The following is an 18,015-nucleotide window of genomic DNA, read 5'->3' on the forward strand; positions in this document are numbered from 1 at the left end:
CTTAACCTGCCGATGCCTAGGTGCGGGCAGCGGCGAAGGGCAGGGCGAGCTTGGGCGAGGTCGCGGAGCGCGGAGAGGCAAGACGGGGGCGGGGCGTGCGCGGCGCTGCGGCCCGCTGCGCCTGCGTGGCCACGAGCCTGACCTCGGGCCTTGCCCTCTTCCTCTACCTCGCCATCTGCTTCGGGGGCGTTTCGCTGGGGCCTTTCGAGCAGACGGCGGCACGGCTGCTCTCGGATCGCGCAGGCTTGAGGGAGATGACGCTCGACGGGCTGAAGCTTGCGCGGGCGCCGGACGGCGACGCGCTGACCCTCTCCGCGAACGAGGTGAGCGCCGAAGGTGCGGACGGCGGCGTGGACCTGCCCGACCTCGCCCTGCGCCTCGCGCCCGGCGACGTCATGCGGGGCCGGGCCGTACCGCGCCACGTGGCGCTGAGCGGCGCTTCGCTTGAGGTCGTGCGGACCGAACGCGGCTTCGCCATCAAGGGCGGCGGGGCGGGCGGTGGCCTCCTCCCCCTCCTGCGGCGGGCCGAGGCGGGCGGCTTCGAGGGCGTCGAGGCCACGGGCGTATCGCTTCGTTTCCGGGACGAGGTCGCGGACCTCTCGCTGCAGGCCGAAGGCGCGTCCGTCCTGATCGAGCCGACGCGGCTTGGCTACAAAGCCCGGCTCGCCCTCAGCATGGGCGAGGGACGGATCGAGGCGCAAGCGGCCTTCGACCTCGAGGCGGCGACGTTCGAGAGCGTGCTGACGCTGAACAGCGCGCCGCTCGGTGCGCTCCTTCCCTACGCGGCGAAGGGCGGGAAGGCCGCGACCTTGCCGCTCACTGGCGAGTTCCGCCTCGGCGGCGGCTTCCACCCCTCCGCCGTCAGCGGCGCGTTCGACCTTCGCACGCCGGGCGGCGTCGTCGAGCTCGGCCCCCGCAAGCTCGAGGTCGAGGCCGCGCAGCTTCGCGGCCGCTACGAGGGGGCGGACGCGCTCCTCGCGGTCGACGGTTTCGCCTTCGAGGCGGGCCGCAGCCGCGGCGCGCTCTCCGGCGAGGTCCGCCTCCTGCGCGGAGGGCGCCTGCCGGTCTCGCTTCGCAGCGAGGAGCTCGTCCTCGCCTTGCCCGGCTTCGAGGCGCCCTTGGCGTTCGGGGCGGTCGAGGTGACGGGCGGGTTCGAGCCTGCGTCCCGGCGCTTCGCCATGGACGAGGCCCGCCTCGCCCTTCGCGACGGGCCGGCGCTCGGCGGCCAGCTGGCGGTCGATCTGCCGAAAGGGGGAGACCGGATCGGGGTCGTCGGCGGGCTGTCGGCGGCCGGACCGCTGAGCCGGAAGGACGTTCTCGCGCTCTGGCCGACCGGCCTCGCGCCCGGCGCCCGCCGCTGGACGCAGACCCATGTCGAAGGCGGTCGCATCGAAGCGTTCGGCATCGACGTCGCCATCCCGCGCGGCCACCTGAACGCCGGCGGTCGCCTGACGCCGGAGATGCTCGACCTGCGCTTCGCGCTGAGAGACGGAACCATTGCCTACCTCGACGGCATGCCGCCGGTCACGGAAGCGGCGGCCGAAGGGCACCTGACCGGGGGCAGCTTCGAGATCACTGCGACGAGCGGGCGGACAGGCGGGGCGGCGGTCGAGCGAGCGTCCTTCGCGCTGCCCCGCTTCGGCTCTCCCGCCGCGCCGGCCGAGATCGCCGTGTCTCTGCGCGGCGCGGCCCAAGACCTCCTCGCGCTCGCCGACGCGGCGCCCTTCGGTTTCCTCGGCGCGGCGGGGCTGTCGCCGGACGATTTCGGCGGCGAGGGCCGCTTCGTGCTCAACGTGACCCGGCCTTTGCGGGACGGCGTGACGCGGGACGAGATGAGCGTCGCTGGCGAGGGCACGTTCGAACGGGCAAGCCTGGACGGGCTGCCCGGGGGCTTCGACCTCACGGCCGCGAACGGGACGGTGACGTTGTCGGACGAGGCCCTGGTCGTGGAAGGAGAAGCGCTCGCGCGGGGGGTACCTGCGACGGGACGCCTCGAGCGGCGCTTCGGTCCGGAGGCGCCGAGCCTGACGCTCGAAGCGGCGGCGGCGCTGACGCCCGCGAGCGGCGACGCGCTCGGTCTGCCGGTCCGCCGCTACGTCGCCGGCAGCGCGCCTTTGCGCTTCGCCATGGCGGGCGAGGACCGGTTCGAGAAGGCGTCGATCCGCGTCGACCTGACGCCCGCGGCGCTGCGCCTGCCAGACTTCGGCGTCGCCAAGGCGGCGGGCGCCCGGGGGCGTGCCGCGGTCGACCTCTACCTGCCGAAGGACGCTCCGCCGCGTGTCCAGATGCTGAAGCTCGTCACCGAGGACGTCCTCGTGGAGGGCAGCGCCCTTCTCGATGAGGCCGGGGGGCTCGTTCGTCTCGACCTGCCGCGGGTCTTCGTAGCGGGGCACGCCGATCTCGCCGCGCGCCTCGCACGGGACGGCCGCAGCCTCGACGTCGACGTCACGGGTCGCTTCGCGGATGCAGTGCCGTTGATCGACCGTCTCTTCGCGGGCGGGGGCACGGGCGGAAGTGGCGAGGGCGGAGCAGCCGTCCCGATGACGCTGACGGCGGCGATCGACGAGGTGAAGGCGAAGGGCGGGGTCCGCTTGAAGGACGTGCGGGCGGCGGTCGAGCAGGACGAGGCGGGGCTGCGCCGCGTCGACTTCGAAAGCGAGTACGGCGGGGGCGGGGCGCTGCGGCTCTCGCTCGGCGCGGACGCGCTCGGCGTCGGCCAGAAGCTCTCTCTGACGACCGACAGCACGGGCGACCTCGTCGATGCCCTCTTCGGTATCTCGTCTCTCACCGGCGGCAGCGGGCGTCTCGACGCGACGGTGATCGAGGGCGGTCCCGTCGCGGGCACCTTCGCGGCGGACGCGCTCACGCTGCGCGACGCGCCGGTCGTCGCCCGCCTCTTGTCGATCGGGTCGCTCGACGGCCTCGCGAACGTGCTGTCGGGGGAGGGGCTCTACTTCGACCGCCTGCGCGGCGCGGTGACCCTCGAGGACGGCGTGCTCGGCCTTCAGGACGCCCGGCTGACGGGCTCAGCGCTCGGGCTCTCGGCGAACGGCGCGGTGGATCTGTCGGATCGGGAGTTTGACCTGTCGGGCGCCGTCGCCCCCGCCTACGGCGTCAACTCCTTCTTGGGCGCCATTCCGCTCCTAGGCGACCTCCTCGTCAGCCGGGAGGGCGAGGGGGTGGTCGCCTTCGCCTATGGGGTCGAGGGGCCAATCGGCAGCCCGACCATCTCCGTCAACACGCTGTCCGCGCTGACGCCCGGCATCTTCCGCCGCTTGTTCGAGCCCGTGCGGGACCGACCTTCGGTCGAGCAGCTGCTCGCCCGCGCACAGGAGGAGGCGCGGCTGCGCGAGGACCGGGAGACCGCGGCCAGCGCCGAGGCGCTGACCGAAGCGGAGGGCGAGGAACGCCGCCTGCACGCCCGGCCGCCGGGCCGAAGCGGCACCGGGCCGGGCGGGCGGTGATTGACGCGAGCGCGCTGCCTGCGCCACCTGACCCCTTTGCCGAGGGAAGCGCCCGAAGAGAATGACCTTGCCCCCCGCCCGCCTGACCGGACGGCTCGGCCGCTTCGTCAACAACATGGACCGCAAGGCGGCGACTTCCGCCGCGGTGACGCTCGGGCTCCTCACCGTGATCACCGTCCTGCCCTTCTTCGGGGTCGAGCTCTTGGGCCTCGACGAAGCGCAGGTGCGGACGGCGTTCGCTCGGATCGCAGAGAGCCCCCTCGCGCTTCCGGGGGTGGTCGTCGTCTACTGCGTCCTCGCGTTCACGGGCTTCCCGCAGGCGATCCTGATCGCGGGCACGGTCGCGGTGTTCGGTGTCGAGCGGGGCATCGCCTACTCTTGGATCGCGACCATGGTGTCGGGCGGGATCACCTTCGCACTCGGCCGCCTGTTCGGCGAGCGGGCGCTCGGGCGGCTCTCCGCGGGGCGGGCGGCGAGCATGATCGCGGTCATGCGCCGGCACGGCCTTCTCGCCTCGGCGGCCGTGCGGGTCATGCCCTCGGCGCCCTTCATCGTGGTCAACGCGGCCTGCGGCGCGGCGCGCATTCCGACCTGGAAGTACGCGCTCGGCACCGGGATCGGCATCCTGCCGAAGATCTTGTTCCTGTCGCTGTTCACCGGGCAGATCGACGAGCTGATGGGGTTCCTCGCGGGGCGCCGGGGGCACGACGTCGCGCTGCTCCTCGCCATCACGGCGGGGTGGATCGGCTTCCTTCTGCTCGCGCGCTGGCTTTACATGCGCCTCAAGCGCGGAACCTTGTCGGGTCTGTCAGAGTGAGCCTTGTTCCTTAACCTTAAATAAGGGCGGCCGGTTCATTATACTGCGAAGGGCAAGGCGCGGCGTCCTCGCGGCCCCGCACAACAGGAAACCAAAGACATGCTGTCCACGCTGTTCGGAATGATGTCGGCCGACATGGCCATCGACCTCGGCACCGCGAACACCCTCGTTTACGTCAAGGGCCGCGGCATCGTCCTGAACGAGCCCTCGGTCGTCGCGATCGAGGACCGGGGCGGGCGCAAGGTCGTCCGGGCGGTAGGCAACGAAGCCAAGGAGATGCTGGGCCGGACGCCGGGCGCGATCACCGCGATCAGGCCTATGCGCGACGGCGTCATCGCCGACTTCGAAGTCGCAGAAGCGATGATCAAGCACTTCATCCGCAAGGTCCACAACCGCCGCAGCTTCGCTTCGCCCCGCATCATCATCTGCGTGCCGTCGGGCGCGACGGCCGTCGAGCGCCGCGCGATCCAGGAAAGCGCGCTGTCGGCCGGCGCCCGCCGCGTCGACCTGATCGAAGAGCCGATGGCGGCCGCTTACGGTGCGAACCTGCCCGTCTCCGAGCCGACCGGCTCCATGGTCGTCGACATCGGCGGCGGCACCACCGAGGTCGCCGTGCTGAGCCTCGGCGGCATCGTCTACTCGCGCAGCGTGCGCGTCGGCGGCGATATGATGGACGACGCGATCGTCAGCTTCATCCGCCGCGAATACAACCTTCTGATCGGCGAGAGCTCTGCCGAGCGGATCAAGAAGGAAGTCGGATCGGCCATGCTCGCGGACGGCGAGGCGGACCGCGTCATCAACATCAAGGGCCGCGACCTGATGCACGGCGTGCCGAAAGAGGTGCGCGTCTCGGGCTCCCAGGTCATCGAGGCGCTTCGCGAACCCGTCGCGCAGATCGTGGAGGCCGTGAAAGTCGCGCTCGAAGCGACGCCGCCGGAACTCGCTGCGGATATCGTCGACACGGGCATCATGCTCACGGGGGGCGGGGCGCTCCTCAAGAACCTCGACCGTCTCCTGCGCGAGGAGACGGGCCTTCCCGTCTCGATCGCGGAGGACGCGCTGTCCTGCGTCGCCCTCGGTACGGGCGCGGCGCTCGAGAACGACCGGGCCATGCGCTCGGCGCTCTCCTCCGCGATGTAGGTTGAGAGAGTTGTAACCTCGCGGGGGGAGCATCGGCCTTGCCGGGCGGCCCCCTGCCGGGATAACGCCCGTCCCATCACGGGACAGTGATCGGCAGGATGCCATGACGAGTCTGGGCTACGCGAAGCGCGATGGGCTGAGGCGGCGCGAGGAGCGGCGCTACGGGCTCATCTTCCTGACGGCCTTGTCCTTCTTCATGGTCCTGTTCAGCCTGTACGGCGCGCAGGCCTCGGTCTTCGAGAAGGCGCGCGAGAGCGTGCTCGACACCTTCGCGCCCGTGCTGAGCGTGGTCGGCGCGCCGGTCCGCTGGACCGAGGCGCGGGTCGGCGACGTCCAGGACTACTTCCGGATCAAGGCCGAGAACGAACGCCTGCGCGAGGAGAACGCCGAGCTTCGCACCTGGATGCACGAGGCGCTGACCCTGCGCAGCCAGCTCGCCTACTACGAGACCATCCTCGATACGCACCTTCCTGCGCCCGCAGCCTATGTCGACGCCGCCGTGATCGGCGAGAACGGCGGGCCCTACCAGCAAGCTTTGATCCTTTCGGCGGGCCGGGACGACGGCGTGCGCAAGGGCAGCGCCGTGGTGGACGACGAAGGGCTTCTTGGCCGCATCGTCACCGCCGGGCGGGGCGCGAGCCGGGTCCTGCTCCTCACCGACTATGAGAGCCGCACCCCGGTCTTCGTCGAGGGCGTCGGTGCCGAGGCGCTGCTCGCCGGACGCGCCGGCGGCTTGCCGGTGCTTCAGTTCTTCGCCGAGCCCCCCGCCGATCCCATCGAGGTCGGCACGCGGGTCGTCACCTCTGGCGCGGGCGGACTCCTGCCGCGCGGCATCCCGGTCGGCGCGGTCGCGGCGCGGCCGGACGGCACGCTCGGCGTGGCGCTCTATGCGGACCTCGGCAAGGCGGACCTCGTCCGCGTCGTCGACTACGCCTTCCCGCAAGAGGTCGAGGAGCCCGCCGCCGAGACGACAATATCGGCGTCCGAGGTCGCGTCGCTCGGTGGGTGAGCTGAATCAGTCGGAGGCGAGCCCCTGGGCTTTGATCGCGCCGGCGCTCGTTCTGTTGGCTGCGATCCTCCTCCTGAGCGTGCCGCTTCGGCTGTTCCAAGGCGTCGTGCCGACGCCGATCCTGCCGCTCGCCGTCGTCTTTCTCTACGGTCTCTACGACCCGCGGAGCCTGCCTGCGCCCGTGGTCTTCGCGGGGGGGCTCCTGCACGATCTGCTCTATGGCGGACCCATCGGGCCCTGGGCGTCGGTCTACCTGCTCGGTCTCGTGCTGATCTCAGGCCAGCGGACCTACTTCGCCGGGCGGGTGAGGGACGTGGTTTGGGCCGGCTTCTGGGTCGTGCTCCTGGTCTCGATGATCGTTCTTTGGGCAGAGATGTCGCTGCTGACCGGTGCCTGGCTGCCGATCCTGCCGGCGGCGGGGCAGTTCGCGGTCACGGGGCTTCTCTATCCGCTCTGCGCCTATGCCTTCTTCGCGCTGCGCGCGCGGGCGGGCGTGCGGGAGGAGTGGCAGGTATGAGGCTCGGATGCGCGTAGAACCCTTCGACACGCAGCGTGCGATGATCTTCAACCGCCGCGCCCTGATCGTGGCGGGCGGCGCCTTCGGCCTGTTCGGCGGCGTCGGCGCGCGCCTCTATCACCTCCAAGTGCGCGCGCATGACGACTACGCCGCGCTCGCCGACGACAACCAGTTCAACCAACGGGTCGTCGTGCCTCTGCGCGGCGAGATCCTCGACCGCTACGGCCACCTCGTCGCGACCAACGCGCAGGACTTCCGCGTCGTTCTGATCCCCGAGCGCACCGGCAGCGTCGCGCAGTCGCTCGCAAGGCTCGAGCAGATCGTACCCCTGACCGAAGCGCAGCGCGCGCGCGTCCTGCGGGACGTGCAGCGGCAGACCGCCTTCACGCCGATCCAGGTGGCGCAGGGCCTGACTTGGGATCAGTTCGCGGCGATCAACTACCGCGCGGACGAGCTGCCGGGCATTCAGCCCGAGGTCGGCATGGCGCGCAGCTATCCCGACGCCGGCGCGGTCGCCTTCGTCACGGGCTATGTCGGCTCCGCGACGGACCGCGACCTCGAAGCGGCGCCGGACGAGGAGACGAAGCTCCTCTACCGCCAGCCCGGTTTCAAGCTCGGCAAGGCCGGGCTCGAGCACACCTTCGACGACGGCCTGCGCGGCGAGCAGGGTTCGATGACCGTACAGGTCAACGCCCACGGCCGGGTGATCGAGGAGATCGCGAACAAGGGCCACGCGCCGGCGCAGGGCGAGTCCCTCGGTCTCACCATCGATACGGAGCTTCAGCGTCACACGCTCGAGGTTCTGGGCCGCGATTACGGCGAGTATCCGGAAGACGTCGAGCACCATACGAGCGCCTCCGCCGTGGTGATCGACGCGTGGACCGGAGACGTCGTCGTCATGGCCTCGGCGCCGGCCTACGATCCGAACGACTTCACCTCCGGCATACCGGCGTCGCTCTGGCGCGACCTCAATGCGAGCCCGCTCAAGCCGCTCCTCAACAAGCCGGTCGCGGGCGCGTACCCGCCGGGTTCGACGTTCAAGACGATCACGGCCATCGCGGCGCAGGAGGCGGGCATCGCGCCCTCGACGCGCTTCCACTGCTCGGGCGTCTTCAACTTCGCCGGCAACCCGTTCCGTTGCTGGAAGCGAGGCGGGCACGGCAGCCTGGCGATGGAGGACTCGCTCAAGCATTCCTGCGACGTCTACTACTTCAACCTCGCGACCAAGCTCGACATCGACCACATCGCGGACGTCGCCCGCCGCTACGGCCTCGGCCAGACCTACGACCTCGGGATCGGCGCCGAGGCGAAGGGCACCATCCCGGATCGGGCGTGGAAGGCCGCCTACTACCGCTCCACCCCCGCCAACCAGAAGTGGTTCGCCGGCGAGACCCTTTCGGTCGCGATCGGGCAGGGCGCGGTGACGGCGACCCCGCTGCAGCTCGCGGTGATGGCGGCCCGCCTCGCCACGGGCAACGCGGTCACGCCGCGCCTCGTGCGGACCGAGGGCGAGGAGGTGATCGCGCCGCCCAGCTTCGCGAGGGTGTCCGGCGATACGGACGACCTGGACGTCGTCCGCGCGGGCATGAACGCGGTCGTCAACGAGTGGGGCACGGCCGCCCGCTCCTCGCTCCAGCCCGATTGGATGATGGCGGGAAAGACCGGCACCAGCCAGGTGCGGAGCCTGACGCGCGACCCCGTGACGGGGCGGGTGCTGTCCAATGACGAGCTGCCCTGGAGCCACCGCGACCATGCGCTCTTCGTCTGCTTCGCGCCCTATGACAGCCCGCGCTACGCCGCCGCGGTCGTGGTCGAACACGGCGGCTCGGGCAGCAAGTCGGCGGGGCCGCGCGCGCGCGACATCATGCGCGCCGTCCTCGAGAAGGACCCCGGCAACACGGACCGGCACCGCCTCTGGCGGCCGGGCATGAAGCCGCTGCGGCCCGGCCTTCAGACCGCCTCGCTCGGCGCGTTCTGATGGCGCTCGCTCTGCCCGACCGCCGCCTCGGCATCAGGGGCCGGCTGATGCGGCTGAACTGGCTGCTGATCGCCCTCCTGACGGTCATCGCCTCGATCGGCGTGGTCACGCTCTACTCCGTCGCCGACGGGTCTTGGTCGCCCTACGCCTCACGCCACGTCATTCGGTTCTGCGCCGCGCTCGTGCTGCTCGTGGGGGTCGGCATCACGCCGCTGAGGTTCTGGCTCTGGATCGCCTACCCGGCCTATTTCGGCGCGCTCGCCCTCCTCCTTCTCGTCCCCCTGATCGGGGAGACCAACATGGGCGCCGAGCGGTGGATCGCGGTGGGGAGCTTCCAGCTTCAACCCTCGGAGTTGATGAAGGTCGCGCTCGTCCTCGCTCTGGCGCGGTACTATCACGGCCTGGAGTTCAAGCGCGTCTCCCATCCCTTCGGGCTCATCCCGCCGCTCCTCATGATCGGTGCGCCGACCGGCCTCGTCTTTCTGCAACCCGACCTCGGCACCGCGATCCTCGTGGCCTTGTCGGGCTTCAGCGTCATGCTGCTCGCCGGCCTCTCCTGGCGTTGGGTCGTCGTCGGGGCGATCGCAGGGTTCGCAGCCGTCGTCACCGCCATCCAGACAGGCCTCATTCAGGCTTATCAATGGGGGCGGATCACCGCCTTCCTCGATCCCACCGTCGATCCTCTCGGCGCGAACTACCACGCCAACCAGTCGAAGATCGCGATCGGCTCGGGCGGCATCGACGGCAAGGGGTTCATGGAGGGCACGCAGAGTCAGCTCGGCTTCCTGCCCGAGATGCACACCGACTTCATCTTCACCATCTACGGCGAGGAGTTCGGACTGATCGGGGCGCTCGGGCTTCTGGGCCTGTACTTCGGCACCTTCCTCGTCGCGATGAACATCGCCATGCGGGCGAAGTCCCACTTCGGCAGGCTCCTCACCATGGGGATCGCGCTGACCTTCGTGATGTACGTCCTCATCAACACCGGCATGGTGATGGGCCTCGCCCCGGTCGTCGGCGTGCCATTGCCGCTCGTGTCCTACGGCGGAACGGTGATGATCGCGATGATGGGCGGCTTCGGTCTGGTGATGTCGACCTGGATCTACCGAAACCAAGACACGCTGCGGACGCAGGGCGCGTTCTAGGACGAGCCGCAGCGATCACTGCGCCCTAGGTTTGCTGGCGCACCCTGCGCGCGCCATATCGAGAGCCCGCACACGGAGGACCTCGATGGACATACAGATCTCAGGCCGCGCGATGGATCTCGGCGAAGCGCTTCAGCAGCACGTGCGCGAAGCGGTCGAAGCCGGCGTCACCAAGTATATCGGTCGACCGGCCGAGGCGACCGTCACCTTCGGGAAGACGAACGCCAAGCTGGCCGACATGCGCGGTCGAGAGTTCACCTGCGAGATCGTCCTCCACCTCGCCTCCGGCGTGTTCCTGAACACCGAGGGCCATGCCGCGGACGCTCACTCCGCCTTCGATGAGGCGATGGAGAAGCTCGACAAGCGCGTGCGCCGCTACAAGCGCCGGCTCACCGATCACCACAACTCGCAGAAGGATCCGCTGCCCGCCGAGGCGGGCTCGTCCTACGTCCTGCAAGCGCCGCAGCTCGACGAGGAAGAAACGGACGATCCGCCGCTCGTCATCGCCGAGGCGCCGGCCACGCTGCGCCGGATGACGGTGTCGGACGCGGTCGTTCAACTCGACATCGGCAAGGACCCGGTGGTGATGTTCAGGAACGCGGTCTCAGGCGACCTGTCCGTCGTCTATCGCCGCGAAGACGGCAATATCGGCTGGATCGAGGGGCAGAACAGAGCGTGAAGATCCTTTGAGCACGAATCCGAGACCGCGCTGACTCGGGCTTCTGTTCACCTTATATTCGCATCGCTGCGGCAGCGGGCGTCGAGCCCGCGACCGGCCCGGCTCTTGCTGGACGGACCGCAAGCAAAGGCGTACACGCGCCGAACGCCCTCAGGGCGGGATTCGGGGCTGTACGAACGGCGAGTTATGATGAACGACATTCGGGGCCTTCTTGCGCCCGAGGACGTACGCATCGCGGTGCCCGCCCGCTGTCGGCGCGACCTGTTGGCCGCGCTGGCGGCGCACGCGGCGCGGTCCTTCGACCTCGACGAGGCGACGCTGCTCGACAAGCTGTCCGAGCGCGAGAAGCTGGGATCGACGGGTATCGGACGCGGGATCGCGTTGCCACATGGCAAGGCGGACGTGGACCGGGTGTGCGGCGTCCTCTTCGCGCTTCAGCGGCCGATCGACTTCGACGCGGTGGACGATTCGCCGGTGGACATCGCGTTCCTGCTGGTCGCACCGGAGGGTGATGACGCCGGGCACCTCAAAGCGTTGTCCCGGGTCGCGCGCCGCCTGCGCGTGGAAGAGGTTGCTGCCGGGATCAGGTCGGCACGCTCGGCCGAGGCGGTGCACGCCCTCTTCACGCAACCGGACGCCGCAGAGGCCGCCTAGGCGCTAGGTTCCGGCGCGGCCTTACTCTTCGAACGAGAGGCCGGTCAGTGAACGCTGACGGGCATCATCTCGTGCTGCTTCGCGGCGGCGAACGCGATGGCGCGGTCGCTCATCAGGGCGATCCGGGCACCGTCGGCCGCGTGAAGCGCGTAGAGGACGGCGTCGTCGGCGAAGGTGATGTCCTTGTCGGCTTCGCGCTCGATCTCGTCGCGGACGTCGCCCGCGCGGACCGGACGGACGTAGCAGACCTTCTTCGTCGTCGCTTCGGTGTTCATAGCATCACTCCTCTGCCCAAGACCCCGAAGGGCCGCTCGCCGGGGCGGCGCGGCGCGCCGCAGGGAAAGGCTACGCATGGAGAGGTTAACGACAGCTAACCGTCCGCCGCCCGCCCGGCCCGCTGTTAACTTGTCCGATCACGGACGCGTGAGCAAGGGCCGGTTAGGTGAAGATTGCGAGAAGAACGACGCCCAGCGCGATCCGGTAGAGGACGAAGGGGGTGAAGCTGACCGATTCTGTCATGCGCAGGAAGACGGCGATCGAGGCGTAGGCCGTCCCGAAGGAGAGGCCCGCGACGATGAGAGCGGGGCCGAGCGCCGTGCCGGCGCCTTCGCCGAAGAGGTCGAAGAGCAGGAAGAGGCCTGACGCCGCGATGGTCGGGATGGAGAGCAGCATGGAGAAGCGCGCGGCCTGGGTCCGGTCGTAGCCTAGCGCGCGGGCGGCGGTGATGGTGATGCCGGAGCGCGACGTGCCGGGCACGAGGGCGAGGCACTGCGCCGCGCCGATCAGGGTCGCAGGGCCGAAGCGGGTCGGGATGTGATCGATCCGCTCCGGCCGCCGGTCGGTCAGCCACAAGACGATGCCCCAGCCGATCGAGGCCCAGGCGATGACGATGGGGCTCCGCACGGCGTCGGCGAGGCCGCTGAAGGCGAAGATCGCGCCGGCGATCAAGAAGGGCACGGTCCCGGCTATGAGCAGCCACAAAAGGCGCTGGTCGTCGGTGGCACGTCCGCGCAGAGTATCGGCCCCGCCCCGGAAGAGGCCAGCGACCTCCGTGCGGAAGTAGAGCATGACCGCGCCGAGCGATCCGATGTGGGCGGCGATGTCGATGCCCGTGCCCTGGTCCTGGAAGCCTTCGAAGAGCTGGGCGGGAAGGATGAGGTGCGCGGAGGAGGAGACCGGAATGAACTCGGTCAGTCCCTGCACGATCGCGAGGAGGACGAGCTGGAGAAGGAGCATCAGACCCTCGGAAAGCCGCGCCGGGACGCGAGCGACGCTGTGAGCGTACTTGGTGTACGAAGTCTAAATGGCGGGCTCAGCCTTTCAGGAGCGCTCTCGTCGCCGCGGTCACGTCCTCTCGCCGCATCAGGCTCTCCCCGACGAGGAAGCGCCGGATCCCGGCCCGGGCGAGGCGCGAGACGTCATCGTGCCCGGTGATGCCGCTTTCCGACACGATGGCGCGGTCACCGGCGCGCCCGGTGAGCCACTCGCTGACGCTAAGGTCGGTCTCGAAGGTGCGGAGGTCTCGGTTGTTGACGCCGAGGAGGCCGCCCGGAAGGGCGAGCGCGCGGTCCAGCTCCGCCTCGTCGTGGACCTCGATCAGCACGTCGAGGCGCTGCGCTGCGGCAGCGTCGTAGAGTTCCGCCGCCTGCTCGTCGCTCAGGCATGCCATGATCAGGAGGATCGCGTCGGCGTGCCAGGCGCGCGCCTCGATCACCTGGTAGGGGTCGATCATGAAGTCCTTGCGAAGGGCGGGCAGGCCGGTCGCTTCGCGGGCGGTCCGCAGGAAGTCGGGGTGGCCGCGGAAGCTCGGCTCGTCGGTCAGGACCGAGAGGCAGGCCGCGCCCCCCGCCTCGTAGGCGCGGGCGAGCTTGGGCGGGTCGAAGTCCGCGCGGATGAGACCCTTCGAAGGGCTCGCCTTCTTCACCTCGGCGATGAGGCCGAAACCGTTCGTCGCGGCGCGGTCCAACGCCGCTGCGAAGCCGCGCACCGGCGGGGCGGCCGTCGCTTCGCGCAGGAGGGAGTCTTCGGGCCGCTCCTTCTTGGCGGCCGCGACCTCGCCTCTCTTGTAGGCGATGATGTCGTCGAGGATCGTCATGCGTGCGTGGCCTCCACGAGCCTGTCGAGCGCGGCCTGCGCGCGGCCGTCGTCGATCGCTTCGGCCGCCAGGCTCGCGCCGTGAGCGAGGCTCGCCGTCTCGTCCGCCACGATGAGACCGGCGGCGGCGTTCAGGAGGACGGCATCGCGATAGGCGCCGGGCGCGCCCGCCAGCAGCGCGCGCAGGGCGGCGGCGTTCTCGTCCGGCGCGCCGCCCCTGAGCGCGCCGGGGCGGTGGTGGTCCACCCCGGCCTCCTCGGGCGTGACGCTGAACTCGTAGAGCGCGCCCTCGCGCAGGGCACAGACGCGGCTCGCCCCGCAGACGGTGAGTTCGTCCATTCCGTCCTCGCCATGAACGACCCAGGCCGCCTCCGCGCCGCTCGTCCGGAGCGCTTCGGCGACGGGACGGCACAGCGCGCCGTCGTAGACGCCGAGGAGTTGGCGGCGGGCCCCGGCAGGGTTCGAGAGCGGGCCCAGGAGGTTGAAGATCGTGCGGAAGCCGAGCGCCTTCCGGACCGGGGCGACGTGCGCCATGCCCGGGTGGTGGTTCGGCGCGAAGAGGAAGACGAGCCCCGTCTCGCGCAGGATCGTTTCCGTCCGCTCGAGGCCGACGTCGAGGCGGACGCCGAGCTGGCTTAGGACGTCGGAGCTGCCGGTCAGGCTGCTGGCCGCCCGGTTGCCGTGCTTGGCGACGGGCACGCCGAGGCCGGCCAGTACGAGCGCGACCGCGGTCGAGACGTTGCGGGTATGAAGGCCCGTCCCCCCCGTGCCGCAGGTGTCGAGCGTGCGGTCCGGCGCCTCAATCCTTCGTGCGGCGGCGCGCATCGCGAGCGCTGCGCCCGCCACCTCGTCCGGTGTCTCGCCGCGCAGATGGAGGGCCGTGAGGAAGCTCGCCATGCGGACGGGCTCGACCGCGCCCGCGAGCATCGCCGAGACGGCGCCCCGCATCGCCTCCGCCGTCAGGGCTTCGCTCTTCAGGACCCGTGCGAAGGCCGTATCGAAACCGCCGCTTTCGCTCATGCCGCCTTCTTCGCGCCGGCGACGGCGAGGAAGTTGCGCATGATCACGTCGCCGCCCTCGCTGGCGATGCTCTCGGGGTGGAACTGCACCCCCCAGACTGGGGCGCCGCGCAGGCGGGCGGCCATGATCTCTCCGTCGTCCTCGGCCCAGGCCAGAACTTCGACGGCGTCGGGAATGCTGCTCTCGCGCACGCTGAGCGAGTGGTAGCGCGTCGCGGTGAAGGGGGAGGGCAGCCCCGCCAGGAGCGGATCGCGCCCTTCGTGCCGGACGAGGCTCGTCTTGCCGTGCATGAGCCGGCCGGCGCGTATCACCTCGCCGCCATAAGCCTGGCAGATCGCCTGGTGCCCGAGGCAGACCCCAAGAAGCGGAATGCCCGCCGCCGCCGCCAACGGAATGAGCGCGAGCGAGATCCCCGCCTCGTTGGGCGAGCAGGGACCGGGAGAAATCACGATGGCGTCCGCACCCGAATCGATCGCGGCCTCTGGCGTTAAGGAGTCGTTACGTTCTACACGCACTTCGTGCCCCTGGGCCCCGATCAGGTGGGCGAGGTTCCAGGTGAAGCTGTCGTAGTTGTCGAGGAGAAGGACGCTCATGCGCGCAGGGCCCGGCCGGTCGAAGATCGCGGTTCCCTACCATGAGAGGCGTGCGCTGCAATGCTGAGGGGCGGGGTGCGCTGGCTGCTTCTCTTCGTCCTCGGCCTCGCGGCCGGAGGAATCCTCGGCGCGGCGTCCGGTCTGCGGTCGGCCGGGGACGCCGCGGTGCCCGTCATTCCCAAGGCCTTGCGCGAAGGGGCAACCCGTTTCGCGCCCCCCGCCAAGGCCGAGCCGCGCCGGAGCCTGCGCGACGTCCGCTTCGCGCCGCCGCTCGCCCGCGCCGGTCGGCCGCGCATCGCCGTGGTGATCGACGACCTCGGGCTCAGCCACAACGCTTTCGCCCGCGTCAACGCGTTGCCGGGGCCATTGACCCTCGCCTTCCTGCCCTACGGTCCCGACGCGCAAGAGATGCTCGACTCGGTCAGGCCGGGTCACGAGGTCATCCTGCACCTGCCGACCGAACCCGTCTCCAAGACCGAGGATGCGGGCCCCGACATGCTGCGGCCGGGCGACCCGGCGTCGATCGAGGCCACGCTCGCGTTGAACCTCGCCAAGCTGAGCGGTTTCAAGGGCGTCAACAACCACACGGGCTCGCGCTTCACTGCGGACACGGACGCGATGAGCACGCTGCTCGCGGCGCTGAACCGGCGAGGGCTCTACTTCCTCGACAGCGTCACCACGGGTCACCCCGTCGCGCACAGGCTTGCCCAGGGCAAAGGCTATCGGGTCATCGAACGGGACGTGTTCTTGGATTCGAACTACGACGCCGGGGCGACTGGCGTGAAGGCGCAGCTGGCTGCGCTCGAGGACATCGCGATCAGGGACGGCCAGGCGGTGGCGATCGGTCATCCCTACGCTGCGACCCTCGAGGCGCTCGGCCCATGGCTCGTGACGGCGCAGGCGCGAGGCTTCGAACTGGTCACCGCGGGCGACCTTGCGGGCGAGAGGATCGTCAGCGCGAGCCTGCGCTAGTCGCGGCCAGGTACTCGTCCGGTCGCGGCGATCCAGCGGCTTCGTGTGGGCTCCCACTCATCCGCCCGCACGCCGGGGAGCTGCGAGGTGTCCTCCCACGCTGCGTGCCTGCTCTCGATCCCGAAGTTCCTCGTTGGAACGAAGCGGTCCGGTTCGTCGAAGCTGCCGACGGTCAGGTCGATGTTCTCGCCGTCGTCGAACATGAAGCCGAGCGGCGTGCCGCAGGATGAGCAGAAGGGGCGCTTCGCGATCGGCGAGGAGGCGTACCAGTCGGGCGCTCGATGCCAGACGACGCTGTCCTTCGGCAGGTTCACGAAGGCGATCGAGACGCCGCCGGTCGCCCGCTGACACATGCGGCAGTGACATAGGTAGCCTTCCATCGCCTCGACTTCGGCCGTGTAGGTGATCCGGCCGCACTGGCAGCCGCCGCTCATCGCCGTCACGTCAGCCCTCTTTCAGCTTCGCTTGTGCTTCCAGGAGGTCGCGCCAGGCGAGGCGCTTCTGGATCGGCTGGCGCAGAAGGAAGGCCGGATGGAAGATCGGCAGGGCGGGCACGGGGCCGGCCTCGGTCTCGATGGTCCGCCACTTGCCGCGGCTGCGCGTGATGCCCGGGGCGTCGGGGAAGAGCGCCTGGGTCGGCGTGTTGCCGGTCAGAAGGACGAGCTTCGGCCGCGAGAGTTCGACGAAGCGGCGCATGAAGGGCAGGCAGACGGCGACCTCGGCCTTGGTCGGGTTCCGGTTGCCGGGCGGACGCCAGTAGATCGCGTTCGAGATGCAGGCGCCCAGAAGGCCGTCACCTTCGCTTCGGCTGACGCCGATCGCTTCGAGCATCCGGTCGAGGAGCTGACCGGACCGGCCGACGAAGGGCTTGCCTTCCCGGTCCTCGTCCCGTCCCGGCGCCTCGCCCATGACCAGGACCGGCGCGCCGGGTATCCCGTCATACACGACGGCCTGACGCGCTCCGGCCTTGAGGGGACAGCCCTCGAAGGCGTCGATGGCGTCCGCGAGGCTCGGAATGTCGGTCGCGGCCGCCGCGACGCGCTCGGCCAGCGCCATGGCCTCGTCGGTCGGCATGGGCGCGTCGGCAGCGGTGATCGGGGCGGGGCCCTTCGGCTTGGGTGCGGACGCCCTCGCGGCGGGCGGGGGCGCGGGCTCAGGCTTCGGCCTTACGAGCTTCGGCGCCCCCTCCGGCCAGCCGAAGAAGTCGCCGGGCATCTCGCCCTCGACGCTGTCGATGCCGTTCTCCGCGTAGAAGCGCAGCACGGCCTCGGGGTCGTATGCGGGGGCGTCGGACACAGCCCGAATATGGGCCCGCGCCTCCCCCGGCGCCAGCATCAGACGACGTTGCCGAAGAGGCGCTCCTCGATGGCGGGAAGAACGTCCTCGGCACGGTTCACGACGATGATGTCCTGACGCAGTTCCTCTGCGGCGAAGCCCCGCTCGATGACGTGGTCGATGAGGTCGACGAGCGGCGTCCAGAACCCTTCGATGTCCAAGATGACGATCGGCTTTCTGTGCAGCTCCAGCCGCGCCCAGGAGAGGAGTTCGATGACCTCTTCCAGGGTGCCGATGCCGCCCGGCAGCGTGCAGAACGCGTCCGCCTGCTCGAACATCATCATCTTGCGGGTGTGCATCGTGTCGACGACCTCGTGGTCGACGCCTTCGAGCACGCCTTCGAGCTCGACCAGGAAGCCGGGAATCACGCCGAAGACCTCGCCGCCTGCGTCGCGGGCCGCGCCCGCAGTCTCGCCCATCAGGCCGAGCGCGCCGCCGCCATAGACCAGCTTGGTGCCGTTCTCGGCGCAGGCGCGTCCAAGCGTGCGGGCAGCCTCGGCGAAGACCGGACTGTCTCCGTTGCGCGAGCCGCAGTAGACGCAAAGGGAACTCAGTTTGCTCATCAAGGACTCCTCGTTAGGGTGGCGGTTCCAACCGC

The 18,015-nt window shown here is 70.2% G+C and carries 18 protein-coding genes; 10 read left to right on the top strand and 8 right to left on the bottom strand.

The features are described from left to right. Positions 1-20: 20 nt before the first annotated feature. The 9 genes from GGQ59_RS10250 (at position 21) to GGQ59_RS10290 (ending at position 11,403) form a co-directional block, all read left to right on the top strand. Positions 21-3,464, top strand: coding sequence for a YhdP family protein (locus GGQ59_RS10250; protein ID WP_183818224.1), 3,444 nt, complete (start codon positions 21-23; stop codon positions 3,462-3,464). A gap of 61 nt (positions 3,465-3,525) precedes the next feature. Next, positions 3,526-4,281 (top strand): TVP38/TMEM64 family protein, encoded by a 756-nt coding sequence (locus tag GGQ59_RS10255; protein ID WP_183818226.1) that lies wholly within the window; start codon positions 3,526-3,528, stop codon positions 4,279-4,281. Between the two features lie 99 nt (positions 4,282-4,380). Then, a complete protein-coding gene (locus GGQ59_RS10260; RefSeq protein WP_183818228.1) occupies positions 4,381-5,421 on the top strand; it encodes a rod shape-determining protein in 1,041 nt (346 codons plus the stop codon). 103 nt (positions 5,422-5,524) lie between these two features. Further along, positions 5,525-6,430, top strand: a complete 906-nt coding sequence (mreC, locus tag GGQ59_RS10265; RefSeq protein ID WP_183818230.1) for a rod shape-determining protein MreC — start codon at positions 5,525-5,527, stop codon at positions 6,428-6,430. Next, positions 6,423-6,947, top strand: a complete 525-nt coding sequence (locus tag GGQ59_RS10270; protein ID WP_183818232.1) for a hypothetical protein — start codon at positions 6,423-6,425, stop codon at positions 6,945-6,947. The genes mreC and GGQ59_RS10270 overlap by 8 nt, the downstream gene beginning before the upstream one ends. A gap of 7 nt (positions 6,948-6,954) precedes the next feature. Further along, a complete protein-coding gene (gene mrdA / locus GGQ59_RS10275; protein ID WP_183818234.1) occupies positions 6,955-8,925 on the top strand; it encodes a penicillin-binding protein 2 in 1,971 nt (656 codons plus the stop codon). Further along, positions 8,925-10,070, top strand: coding sequence for a rod shape-determining protein RodA (rodA, locus tag GGQ59_RS10280; protein WP_183818236.1), 1,146 nt, complete (start codon positions 8,925-8,927; stop codon positions 10,068-10,070). The genes mrdA and rodA overlap by 1 nt, the downstream gene beginning before the upstream one ends. Positions 10,071-10,155: 85 nt before the next feature. Further along, positions 10,156-10,749, top strand: a complete 594-nt coding sequence (gene hpf / locus GGQ59_RS10285) for a ribosome hibernation-promoting factor, HPF/YfiA family (protein WP_183818238.1) — start codon at positions 10,156-10,158, stop codon at positions 10,747-10,749. A gap of 186 nt (positions 10,750-10,935) precedes the next feature. Continuing rightward, positions 10,936-11,403, top strand: coding sequence for a PTS sugar transporter subunit IIA (locus GGQ59_RS10290; protein WP_183818240.1), 468 nt, complete (start codon positions 10,936-10,938; stop codon positions 11,401-11,403). Positions 11,404-11,447: 44 nt separating this feature from the next. On the opposite strand, the gene GGQ59_RS10295 is transcribed toward GGQ59_RS10290, so the two are convergent. The 5 genes from GGQ59_RS10295 to GGQ59_RS10315 form a co-directional block, all read right to left on the bottom strand. Continuing rightward, on the bottom strand, positions 11,448-11,678 hold the full coding sequence (locus GGQ59_RS10295) for a DUF1150 family protein (RefSeq protein WP_183818242.1): 231 nt from the start codon (positions 11,676-11,678) through the stop codon (positions 11,448-11,450). 163 nt (positions 11,679-11,841) lie between these two features. After that, complete coding sequence (locus GGQ59_RS10300) at positions 11,842-12,639, bottom strand: undecaprenyl-diphosphate phosphatase (RefSeq protein WP_183818243.1); 798 nt, start codon at positions 12,637-12,639, stop codon at positions 11,842-11,844. 76 nt (positions 12,640-12,715) lie between these two features. Next, positions 12,716-13,498: an indole-3-glycerol phosphate synthase TrpC gene (gene trpC / locus GGQ59_RS10305; protein WP_183818244.1), complete on the bottom strand. Its 783-nt coding sequence runs from the start codon at positions 13,496-13,498 to the stop codon at positions 12,716-12,718. Next, the gene (gene trpD, locus GGQ59_RS10310; protein WP_183818246.1) at positions 13,495-14,517 is read right to left on the bottom strand and encodes an anthranilate phosphoribosyltransferase; all 1,023 of its coding nucleotides are present in this window, start codon (positions 14,515-14,517) and stop codon (positions 13,495-13,497) included. Before trpD ends, trpC begins: the two co-directional genes overlap by 4 nt. Next, the gene (locus GGQ59_RS10315) at positions 14,514-15,110 is read right to left on the bottom strand and encodes an anthranilate synthase component II (RefSeq protein WP_183818248.1); all 597 of its coding nucleotides are present in this window, start codon (positions 15,108-15,110) and stop codon (positions 14,514-14,516) included. The genes trpD and GGQ59_RS10315 overlap by 4 nt, the downstream gene beginning before the upstream one ends. A gap of 60 nt (positions 15,111-15,170) precedes the next feature. Here GGQ59_RS10315 and GGQ59_RS10320 point away from each other — a divergent pair, with 60 nt between their 5' ends. Beyond that, entirely contained in the window at positions 15,171-16,082 is a 912-nt protein-coding gene (locus GGQ59_RS10320) for a divergent polysaccharide deacetylase family protein (protein WP_183818251.1), read from the top strand. Here the strand turns inward: GGQ59_RS10320 and GGQ59_RS10325 are convergent. The 3 genes from GGQ59_RS10325 to GGQ59_RS10335 are packed head-to-tail and all read right to left on the bottom strand — an operon-like array spanning position 16,079 to position 17,980. Next, the gene (locus tag GGQ59_RS10325; protein WP_183818524.1) at positions 16,079-16,516 is read right to left on the bottom strand and encodes a GFA family protein; all 438 of its coding nucleotides are present in this window, start codon (positions 16,514-16,516) and stop codon (positions 16,079-16,081) included. The genes GGQ59_RS10320 and GGQ59_RS10325 overlap by 4 nt on opposite strands. Positions 16,517-16,526: 10 nt before the next feature. Beyond that, positions 16,527-17,378, bottom strand: coding sequence for a uracil-DNA glycosylase family protein (locus tag GGQ59_RS10330; protein WP_183818253.1), 852 nt, complete (start codon positions 17,376-17,378; stop codon positions 16,527-16,529). A gap of 38 nt (positions 17,379-17,416) precedes the next feature. Next, on the bottom strand, positions 17,417-17,980 hold the full coding sequence (locus GGQ59_RS10335; RefSeq protein ID WP_183818255.1) for an LOG family protein: 564 nt from the start codon (positions 17,978-17,980) through the stop codon (positions 17,417-17,419). Positions 17,981-18,015: the final 35 nt, after the last annotated feature.

Source organism: Parvularcula dongshanensis (assembly GCF_014199615.1).
Taxonomy (GTDB): domain Bacteria; phylum Pseudomonadota; class Alphaproteobacteria; order Caulobacterales; family Parvularculaceae; genus Parvularcula; species Parvularcula dongshanensis.